At 48.9% G+C, this 10,170-nt stretch carries 14 protein-coding genes; all 14 read right to left on the minus strand.

The window, feature by feature from the left end; all coding sequences use genetic code 11:
* Window positions 1-229 precede the first annotated feature (229 nt).
* Window positions 230-547 (minus strand): S24/S26 family peptidase, encoded by a 318-nt coding sequence (locus AC3EMD_RS20270; protein ID WP_136027608.1) that lies wholly within the window; start codon window positions 545-547, stop codon window positions 230-232.
* Window positions 547-786 carry a hypothetical protein gene (locus AC3EMD_RS20275; RefSeq protein WP_302073670.1) on the minus strand — a complete coding sequence of 80 codons (240 nt, stop codon included), beginning with the start codon at window positions 784-786 and terminating at the stop codon, window positions 547-549. Before AC3EMD_RS20275 ends, AC3EMD_RS20270 begins: the two co-directional genes overlap by 1 nt.
* Window positions 787-1,071: 285 nt before the next feature.
* A complete protein-coding gene (locus AC3EMD_RS20280; RefSeq protein ID WP_302073671.1) occupies window positions 1,072-2,304 on the minus strand; it encodes a hypothetical protein in 1,233 nt (410 codons plus the stop codon).
* Window positions 2,305-3,096: a hypothetical protein gene (locus AC3EMD_RS20285; RefSeq protein WP_302073672.1), complete on the minus strand. Its 792-nt coding sequence runs from the start codon at window positions 3,094-3,096 to the stop codon at window positions 2,305-2,307. It abuts the gene before it with no gap.
* A gap of 76 nt (window positions 3,097-3,172) precedes the next feature.
* Complete coding sequence (locus AC3EMD_RS20290) at window positions 3,173-4,471, minus strand: glycine-rich domain-containing protein (RefSeq protein WP_302073673.1); 1,299 nt, start codon at window positions 4,469-4,471, stop codon at window positions 3,173-3,175.
* On the minus strand, window positions 4,468-5,067 hold the full coding sequence (locus AC3EMD_RS20295; RefSeq protein WP_302073674.1) for a DUF2612 domain-containing protein: 600 nt from the start codon (window positions 5,065-5,067) through the stop codon (window positions 4,468-4,470). The genes AC3EMD_RS20290 and AC3EMD_RS20295 overlap by 4 nt, the downstream gene beginning before the upstream one ends.
* Window positions 5,068-5,069: 2 nt before the next feature.
* Entirely contained in the window at window positions 5,070-5,681 is a 612-nt protein-coding gene (locus AC3EMD_RS20300) for a methyltransferase domain-containing protein (RefSeq protein ID WP_302073675.1), read from the minus strand.
* Window positions 5,665-6,552 (minus strand): hypothetical protein, encoded by an 888-nt coding sequence (locus tag AC3EMD_RS20305; RefSeq protein ID WP_302073676.1) that lies wholly within the window; start codon window positions 6,550-6,552, stop codon window positions 5,665-5,667. The genes AC3EMD_RS20300 and AC3EMD_RS20305 overlap by 17 nt, the downstream gene beginning before the upstream one ends.
* Entirely contained in the window at window positions 6,534-7,085 is a 552-nt protein-coding gene (locus tag AC3EMD_RS20310; protein WP_302073677.1) for a motility associated factor glycosyltransferase family protein, read from the minus strand. The genes AC3EMD_RS20305 and AC3EMD_RS20310 overlap by 19 nt, the downstream gene beginning before the upstream one ends.
* Window positions 7,085-8,317, minus strand: a complete 1,233-nt coding sequence (locus AC3EMD_RS20315) for a baseplate J/gp47 family protein (RefSeq protein ID WP_123836710.1) — start codon at window positions 8,315-8,317, stop codon at window positions 7,085-7,087. Before AC3EMD_RS20315 ends, AC3EMD_RS20310 begins: the two co-directional genes overlap by 1 nt.
* Window positions 8,318-8,324: 7 nt before the next feature.
* Window positions 8,325-8,684 carry a contractile injection system sheath initiator gene (locus AC3EMD_RS20320; protein ID WP_123836709.1) on the minus strand — a complete coding sequence of 120 codons (360 nt, stop codon included), beginning with the start codon at window positions 8,682-8,684 and terminating at the stop codon, window positions 8,325-8,327.
* A gap of 73 nt (window positions 8,685-8,757) precedes the next feature.
* Entirely contained in the window at window positions 8,758-9,144 is a 387-nt protein-coding gene (locus AC3EMD_RS20325) for a zinc ribbon domain-containing protein (protein WP_302073678.1), read from the minus strand.
* A gap of 28 nt (window positions 9,145-9,172) precedes the next feature.
* Complete coding sequence (locus AC3EMD_RS20330) at window positions 9,173-9,565, minus strand: hypothetical protein (RefSeq protein WP_302073679.1); 393 nt, start codon at window positions 9,563-9,565, stop codon at window positions 9,173-9,175.
* Entirely contained in the window at window positions 9,562-10,170 is a 609-nt protein-coding gene (locus AC3EMD_RS20335; RefSeq protein WP_130945771.1) for a hypothetical protein, read from the minus strand. Before AC3EMD_RS20335 ends, AC3EMD_RS20330 begins: the two co-directional genes overlap by 4 nt.

Here is a 10,170-nt window from a genome sequence, read left to right on the forward strand (position 1 = left end):
AAAATGGTGTCCGGTACGAAAAAGCAGCAAGAGGATAAGAAGCTGATATTGAATGGCACGCCCTACAGGATTCGAACCTGTGACCTACGGCTTAGAAGTTCCTAGAACTACCTAGCATTTCATTAACTTACCGCATCATGCCTGCGCTCACACGTCCCATGATGTAAAAAGTTAGAAAGAGATGAAAACAGTTGAAAAACTGTCCCTGTCCCAAATTCGTCCCACGAAGTTAAACCGCTACGCTGTCACTTCTCACATCGATGATGGTGTGCGTCACCACGCCGGCAACGGTAACATCATCCAGAGCCTCTCCCTCGATCGCCTCCCCATCTTCAGTAATCAAAGACGACCCCATTACCTTTGCTATTTCAGTACGGCCATCATAGTTAATCATGACCTGGCTTCCCTGCCTGGGTTTCAGAGAGACATCAACCACGACATAACCACCACCGGTTTCAAACAACAATGTGTTTGGTCCGACATTGCATATCGAGTTAACGGTCAGGCGCTGTTCGGTATAGTCCGTTGCCGGAGACGTAAATCCCATCAGAGCACCCTCCCCATATTCGCCAGCATCCACAGCCGGTTTTCGCTATGGTCAGGCGTTTTGTCGACGAAATAGCTTTGCTCTCTCGATATCCACGCATTTGCCTCAGAGCCGGTAAAGTGCAGCCCGCGCCGGCGCAGCGCTGCCACAAAATCCTTTGTATGCAGGTACTGGTAGCCTTTGGAGTTGCGCAATACCGACTCGCGGAAAGCCTGGTTGATATCTGACTGACGGTGCATGTCTGCCTCCGATTGACACTGTTTTTATATACAGTAGTTTTATCGATTTTACACGTCAAGCGAAACGGATTTTAAGGGTCGACTTTATTCATTAGCTCCCACTGATCTTGGGCGCTCTGGATAGCAGCTTCGGCACTTAGTGTTGGCTCTGAGAAGCGCCTGGTTCCCACTCCACATCCAGAGCACTCAACATAGTAAACATAAAAGCTGATCACCCCGTCAGTTTCTGGCTTTGTCATCACCATAGGCTCGGATTGACATAATCTACAAACTGTCATTGCTTCCTCACAGGATATCTGGCAACGCGTTATTTATTGAATGAATGGTTGTTATTCCATCAACTACAGCGCCAGAATCTCTCCTTACGCCAACGCCTCCGCCGTTTTCTACAGTCACAGAACCTGTAACAGTACCAACTGAGTTATTAAGCCATGCACAACCTCCCTGGTTTGCAATGGTGCCTGCGGTGTTACCGAGTCGCATATTTCCATTCATTATCACTGGGCCGTATTGAGTGTCACCATGAATATCACACCTGGCAGTGTCAATAACAACCATGCCACCACTTACATTATAATTAAATGTACCACCATTTAATATCATTGTAGTTGTCTCATGGTTGGATGCTCCTTGAGCTGACTGCCCTGCTTTATCTCCATTATAGCTTCCATCGCAACCATTGATTATCATAACCCCGGCGCCACCAGTCGGTGCATGCTGGTTAAAACCGTCGTTTGATATTCTCCATGCCTTTACGTTATTGCAGATAATCAGTTCATTTCTTCCGGTTCCGCCAACCCCACCATTTGCACAATAAGAAACAGTTGAGTTATTTACAGTTAAATAACCAGTTCCTGCTGGTTGAGTAGATTGCCCACAAGAGATACCGTTAATCATGCAATATCTTGCAACACAATCATTTACTGTTAATAATCCAAAACCTATGGTGCCAACACCAAAGTTACGACGAGAAACTTCAATTATATGTGAGTTTGGGTTAGAGTTGTCAGGCATTCTGACGTATATAACTCCACTTGAGTATCCATACTCTCCAGGGGATGGGGTTGTTGGAGTAGTGGTGTTCTGGACGAGTTTATAAAAAAAACTTCTGTCGCCAATCGTTTCTGTCATGGTAGTCGCAACGACCTGCATAACAGATGTGTACCCAAGTGTTTTGCTGTAAACAGAACCACTTAGAGCCCAACCAGATGTATGCTGTTCAGAACCGAATGTGTACCATGGCGCGCCATCAACACCAGACAATGTCACATTCATGGAGGTATCGAATATAACCTCCTGCCGTAATGGGGAGCTTTCTGGTGCTATTATTTTTATTTCATAATCAGGCAGCCCAGCACATAACCCAAGCGCTAACGACAATGTGTTTACAGGATTATCTATTGAGCCAGTTCCGGTAGCGCTACCACTCACGGTATTCACATATAATGGATTTGGAGGATAATTTCTTAGCACCCCTGGAGTTGGAACCCCAAGGCGCCACCATTGCGGAACGCTCATTTATGCCACCTTGGTTAACCTTATCGCCAAAATAACCATGGCTGTTGCAAGCGTATCGCTTGCGGAAGAACCATTCCTGCCAACACGTATAGTTGTGTGTCTTGTTGGGTCAACGGTTAAATCAAGTGCGATTTGTGTTTCTATTCCAATATATGGTGTTGCGTTTGCTGCAGCGACAATTCCTCCACCCGCTGGAGTTTGGTTAAATGACTCACCTGCCGACCATTTGTGTATTAATCCTGAGAAACTAACATTCCCGGTATTTGCCACAAGGTTAGACCATATGAATGAAATTCTCATTTTAGCCCAGTGAGACGGTAGGTCTATCATTTTACTAACTGAAGCATCAGCTCCGTGTGTAAATTGCCATCCCGCCAATCTGCTCGCAATCATCCCAAAACTTGCACTACCAATCGCAAGGCTAAAATCACTTGCTGGGATCAATATAGATGTAATTGCATTTACCGGGTCTGCGGTAATTGCATCGACAGAAGTTTGTAACTCTGTAAATTGAGTATTAGTTGGCAGTGTTGCAGCTATGGCAGCCACCTCGCTTGCACTTTCTGCAGCAATCTCCGCATCAGCAGAACTTGAAATTGCAGATAGTGAAGCTGAATCAGCAGATGTCTTTGAGTTTTCAGCTGAAGTAGCAGATTCGCTTGCAGATGCCTTGGCAGCATCTGCGTATCCAGAGGCATCCTGTGATTGGTCTGCGTATATTTTAGCCTGCGCGGCAGCCACCTGGGCCTGCGTTGCAAATAGCTTCGCATTGGCAGTATCTGTGTTTGCCATTTTTTGTCCCGAATAAATAGATGGGTAATTGTTGTTCGCGCGTAAATGGCGAGGAAATTGAAAATCTGAAGGGGTTTTAGTATTCGATCAGGACGATGCCGTTTGCGCCTGCACCAGATGAATACGCAGTGCTGCTGAAACCGGTGTCGTACGCACCGCCGCCGCCAGAACCGTTTGATGTTCCAGCAATGCCGCCTGCTGCGCCATTTCGGCCGCCGCCGCCCCAGTAAGAAGCGCCACCGGCACCAGTCAGCATGTAGACACCTGACTGTCCGTCCAGCCCGGTGCCGCCTTTGATATTGATGTCACCACCAGAAGCCACACCTCCATCGCCGCCAGCTGAGTTAACAATACTGGCCTTACTGGCTCCTTTGCCGCCTCGTCCAAACAGCAATCCAGCAAATGATGAATCGCCACCGTCATTACCTGGTGTTGCGCCAGAAACTGACAATCCGCCACGGCCAACCACAACTGAATAAGTCACGCCGGGTACGACAGATACCCATCCTATGGCTGTACCTCCAGCGCCACCGCCACCGCCACTGTAAGATTCGTTTACTGACGAAGCCTGGCATCCGCTTCCTGAGCCACCTGCGCCAGTAACGGTTGCTTTTACTAAAGTTACGCCTGCTGGAGCAGTGAATGAGAAGGTGCCATTTGAAGCGAAAATAGCCTTTCCGTGTACGTCCTGGAGTGATGTGATATTGGTGCCGTCACCATGCACGCCGATTACCGTTCCGGGCTTCGAGATGACTGTTGTCCCGCCGCTGGCAGTCGTAGAAATAACCACGTAAAAACTTGATCCGGTGCAGTTGTTCTCAATCGTCCAGTCCTTCACAAATGGCGGAAGGTAGAGGTAACGGTTACCAGTCAGCGCGCCGGAAAGAATCAAGCGTGGATTTGCCGCTGCGATATTTGAGACAGTGACGTTGGCAGAGCTAATGCTGACTGCGGCTGAGCCACATCCCCATGCAGGGATCCACCCGGTAGATGAGCCGGTCGTGCCTTCAGGGTTTGTGGTATTCGCGTTGGTCTGGTTCAACCACAGCACGCCATAATCGCTGGAAGGCAGAATTGCACCCTTTGGATAACCTGAAATGGCTGCAGCGAATGTGCTGTTGAACGGGTATCCCATGCCGGCATCATTCCACTGCTGCTTGATGGTGACCGAATACAGGATGCCGTTCATGTCTTTCCCGTCGGGAGGGATGCCGCCGGCGCTGATGGCCGTCATGGTTAACGGAGGAAAACCAGAATCAAAAGTGGCTTCACCATTCCCAAGCGTTGTAGTTGATGAGTCTGTTGGGATGGGGTTTTTGTTGCCATTAACGCTGAACGCTTTGGTATAGCGATCTGGAATATCAGAAGAATTCATGATGAACTGGATACCTGTATTATGTTTACGGTAACTCCCGCCGGCGCAGGCAAGGCGCCCGAACTCTGAACTATCGCCAGCTCTACCGTGCTTAGCTCAAACTCAAACACGTAACTCATGGTCATATCGCCATCGTTTCGCACGTAGCAGACGCCGCTTTCACCAAACATGAACATCAGCATTCTGTTCATTGCCGGGATTGTGCAGTTGGAGATGTTTGCCATCGCCTTGCACATAATGAGTTTTCGGTAGGCGTCATCGGTTAACGTCACGGTTGAAGTAACGTTCGAGCCCCTGAGGTAAAACGGAGCCTGATTGAACGGCTGTGGGTCATCTACTACCGGAGGGTGGCTAAGAGCCTGCTTAAAACCGAGATAGACTTTGTTTTCTGTTACGGTCAGTGTTCTGTCTATTACGACAATTTTCCCCCATACATTCAGGCCGTAAGTGGTCGCTGTTTGTATGTTCCAGACCAGGTCATAGAAGTCTTCGATGAATTTGTCGGGGCCGACGGACTGGTTGAATGTTTCGATGAGGGAAAGGAGTTTTTCTGAATTGACGTACTGCCTCATTATCGCAGCAGCGTAACTTTCCATAATTACTCCCGTCTAAATGCATACGTTGTAATGCCGTCTCGGCCGATTTCTGACTCGGTATTTACCGATTCGACGAGCACAAAGCCGTTATCCATAAACCAGCGGATCAGACCGTCATTGGTGAAATAGAAAATGTGCTCATCCTTGCGGAAGTGCCGGCTTCTGAGAATGTGTTCTGCACTGTCGAAGACGGGGATGGATACGAAAACCCATTTATTGGCGCAGGCGATCGCCTTATCTGGCTCATCGATATGCTCAAGCACATCCCAGAACGTCAGCGCGTCACACCCTTGTTTGTAGAAATCCAGATATCTGCCTTCAGCCTCAAGCCAGTCAATGCCGGCCTGGTTAACATCAAAGCCGCTGCAGTCACATGCTTCAACAAACTGGCCGCAGCCAATGCCAACGTCGCATACATCGCCCTGGTGATGCTTACGGACAAAGTTCACCCTGAAGTCTGTCAACTGACGGCCCATTTCCGTGTCGGCCATTACTTTGTATTTCTCAAAGTACCGCTCGTCATAAGGACGATTTTTCGGCACAGGGAAGTATCCGAACCCCAACTCAGGAAAGAAGCTAAGTTCTGACTGAATAATTTCAGAGATTTTTCTCATGCATCCACCGGGACAGCTTTTCAGGTAGGTCGGAAATGTGCTTGTTGCAGTTGTGTTTCATCTGCTGGCACATGCAGTAATCGTCGGGATAAAGGAACAGGCAACGGGATAAATCCATAAGCCGGCCGTCAGTTATTTTTGTGTGGTGATTGCACCCGCCACAGCCACCACCGAGAAAAACGGTGTGCCTGCGATATGCAAAAGCCATCTGTGAAATCAGTCCACTGCCCGTCACAACAACATCGGAGCGCTCTACCAGGGCCATTAATTCGGTTAACCTCAGTTGGCCGCCATGGAGCTTCAGATGAGAAAATGGCTCGTTATCGGGGATCCACTCAACGCCTGGCTGTAAGTCCGCCACGCTGATACAGAAATAACCTAGTTGGGCAAGATATCTGGAGGCCTGGTCAACGTGTCCGTTTAACGGACCTCTGGCGGCGTTGTGCCACTCTCGACGCTCTGTGGTTGGCCTGATGAGGGCTACCTTCTTATTGGTCGGAATGCCGATGTCAGGAAGCGTGAATGATGGAAGGTCTAATCTAATTGGCTCGATGCCAAACTGCCGCCTGCCGGCGTCAAAGACACTTCCTCGACTCAGCTCAACAGTGCCGTAGAAGATTTTCTTCCGGATAATCAGGTGATCTTCAGGAAGCGCTTCCCACGCAACTCCAGATGCTTCTTCGTTGCGATGCTGTGTACGCAGTGATGTGCCTGATTTGACGAAATGAAGCCCGGGTATGTCGATGTAGATTTCCGGGGTGGCCGTTTTAATCCAGACCTCATTCCCTTTCTCGACCATCTTTTTGACAAATGGTCGCTGCATGATGTTGTCACCAATGCCGAGCATCCCGTCTATAAAAAACTTTTGCATAGTTCTTCTTCTAAATTTCCAACCTGAAACATATCCAGTTCGGTATGCCTTGAGCAGTTGATGATGTTCCCCTCGCCTACTACAGGCAGAACCTGACGAAACTCTCCACGCCAGCGCTTAAGGCTATCTTCATCAGGATTACGCAACCCTCTTCCATGCTTCCCATGCCAGTGAATGCCGGCCTTTAGAGAGCAGTCGTAACCGAGAAGGATTATCCGTTTCGCGCCCAGATGCTTTGCGAGGAGAATGGCTCTCTGCCCTGAGTTGAAGGAACCCCTGACAGGTGGATCGAAGTAGTTGATGGAGAATTGAGTGGCCGTGGCATGCACGCTGGTAAATCTGCACTTGTCGGCAGGCACATCGTTAAAGTTCGCAGCCCACCAGGTGTGATCGCCGGCATAGACGTACTGACAACCGGGTATCATTTCCCAACTGGAGTTTACTGCGATAACGGGGAGTTTTGACTCTTCGACAAGGATGCAGTCTTCGCGCGTCAGCGATGGCCCGGAGGCAACGCAGACCCAGGTATTCATTAGCTTGAGATAATCACCAGAATATTTGCATCATCCAGAGTCGGAATTTCATCTATGCCAAACTCCACGGATGGGCCATAAGAAATACCGTCCAGGGATAGCGTGATACCGAGAATTTCCATGTTATTAGGGTCAATAGCCTGGATGCCAGAGTAATAACGACCGGCAAAAACCTTAGACCCTATGCGCGCCCGGGTTCCGCCGTCCTCACCATTGAATGCCTTCTGGATGGCGGCCTTAATCTGGTTTGTAACGTCACTCGGCAGCAGGTTGCTTTGCACAATCTGAACCTCGACATACATGCTTGTCGGCGTTGGCGTTTCCCATCTGATGTCATACGAAGGATAGGGATAAACGTAGTTTTCCGTGTCCTGAACGGTGTAAGAAGTGTCACCATTCATATCGACACCAGGAGGGGCGGCGCTCCAGATCGCCTTGGCAATATCCGCGTCCGAACCACCATATACAGCCGCATAAAACGAGTGTGGCGCTATGCTGTAATTTGTTACGCCTTTCTCTACAGCGGTGCTGGTTTTGTTATCGGTGACGTAAGCATCAGTGACGCCGTCAACCTCAAGAATGGCCGCATAAATTGCTGCAAGCGTGTTGCTGGCATTCTTAGCAACTGACTGCCTGCGACGATACTCAAATGCTGCACGCCCCTCCTCATCTGACCCGAGAACTCCTGCAGCAACGTTGGTAATGGTTGACCATCCAGATACCGCCTTGTAAATCGTGTTTAACTCACCGATTGGGCAGGCGATTGGACCAGTGGTCTGATTCTGAAATTCAACAGATGCCGAACCATCAGAGCCGATGGTTGCATCAGATAATGAGAAATAGAGGTAGCCATTCGCATCCTGAGCGATTGAGCCGGCAGGAATGAGTGTACCTACAAGACCAGAGCAAGTGGCTGTCACAATCGTTCCTGAGGCGCCTTTGCGGTCGATGAAGTAAATGCGCCCGATAGCATCCTGCCACCTTCCGGTTGAGTAATCCGGGTTGACCATGTTCATGATGGCGAGGCACTGGTCGTTTTTATCCGCAATGATAGCGGTGTCGGCGACAGCAATCTGACCCTGCGGCGTGGTGAGCTCTTTGCTCATCGACGTGCCGAGCGCAGTGGAAAGGTCCGTCAGGCGGCCGGCGAGGATATCTGCCTCATCTGGGACATCCAGTCCGGTAGTTGAAAATGTGACTGATGGCACCGAGGTGGTTATTGTTGTGGACATTTTAGCCTCAAAGGTTAACGGTGCGGGAAAGGCCGTTTGTATCGGTTACTACAATCACCCCGCCGCAAACTCGCTCAGCGCGATTTGTGACGACCGTGGCATCAGCCGTGGCGATGTAAGGCAGGCGTAGAGCTTCTGTCTCCAGAGCGCTTTGTACGACGCCTGAGCCAGGGTTTTTGCCGAGGATTGTCGGATAGTAAGGAACGCCAATGTTTACGTCGTAAATGCACTCGCCACGAAACGCAGAGCACGCGGTTGCCACGTCCTGAGCGCATGCGTAGGGATTTTCCACCACAGCAATGTTGCCAGTATCATCAAGTTCGATATCCCACGTGTCGGGGTTTAGATACAAAGAAGAGGTGATCACGTTTTCTCCGGGCATAAAAAAACCCGCCGGAGCGGGTTGGTTGAGTGGCTTTGTTATCTCGACTAGCTATTAACTATCCATGACCATTTAGTGCACTGAAGATCACAGCCAGTACGATAATCCCACCGATTAAGATGAGTATCCGACCCCATGCTATTTGCGTGCCATTATACTTAGGCTTCAGAAGTTCCATGGCTTCAATTTCGCTACCGCAATGTTTACATTTTGTTGCCTGATATTTTACTGGCTCAGTACAGCGCGGGCAGTCTCTCATTGGTTCACTTCCGTTAGAAACGAAATTCCCGTTATTGCCTATAGGCTTAACAAAGATGACGTGGATAATAGCAACGATGAAAAGAAGGAAGCCATAAACCCACCAACCAGCAAAAGACCGCCCCTTGCTTTGCGCAATGAAGGCGGGTATCAATCCCAGAAGCGCAGCGATAACGATGAACGACAAACTAACCCCCCAAAATGAGTATCAGATATTACTGATTTGAATATTTAAACATCTGATCTTCACTGCCACCCTCTATTTTGTCTAGATTTGGGATGTGCTCGGCTGGCGAAGCCATGCAATTTTCCATGAAGATTCTTCCCGGCATGATGGATACTCGAGTCAATGCCCTTGCTGTCCCTGGGTTACCTTTGTAAAACTCCACCCCTTCATTGATTTGTTCATCTGTAAGGTGAAACTCGGCCTTGTATTGCTCAAGAAATGGCGCTTTCTCTCCATCGCGCATAAGGCTTTGAGTTGCAAGAGTCTGATTTATCTGCGTAACATCTCGGCAAAGTGTTTCCACTTTACTCTTGGTTAGGGCAGCGATTGCGCCATGAGATACCGATGCGATAAATAAAGCCACAAATAACGTTTTCATCATTGCGGACCCGAGGTGGTTGAACCTCCTGATGCTACCCCACCATGAATGTGGTTATCAAGAGAAATACCTCCTCCAACAACATCCCCTGATGCTGTTATTGAACCTTCAGTTGTTACATTACCGACAACATGCAACCCTAAGGGAGCGTTAACTGTGATGCCATCTTCATTAAATTTAATGAATTGTGTTGGTTGCTCATTAAGTGTCGAGATGGATGTCAAGTAAACACCATCAGCATAGTTGTGAAACCGTGAGCTTCCAGGTATCGATGGCGATTTATTTTTTCGAACAAGGGTGGTATCTCTGTCACAAACTGCCATAAGCCCTATGTCGCCAACTACTGGATCCATGATAACGGCACTACTTCCACGCTGGAGCCGGAGAAATGGGATGTTATAGAACTTACCACCATCGTTAAGACTTTCCCCGTTAGCGCTAGTTTCATGCAGCATGTGCTCCAGATCTAGCGTGCCGTCCTCATTAATCTCGATGACCCTGACTATCGAAATAAATGACATACCTGAGATCATTTTGCTGATGACGTATTCCATCATGTTTCCCTGGCAGCTCATATCGACAGGGCTTATAGTTCTTTTCTTATTCAA

This window comes from Klebsiella sp. PK18, assembly GCF_057784655.1.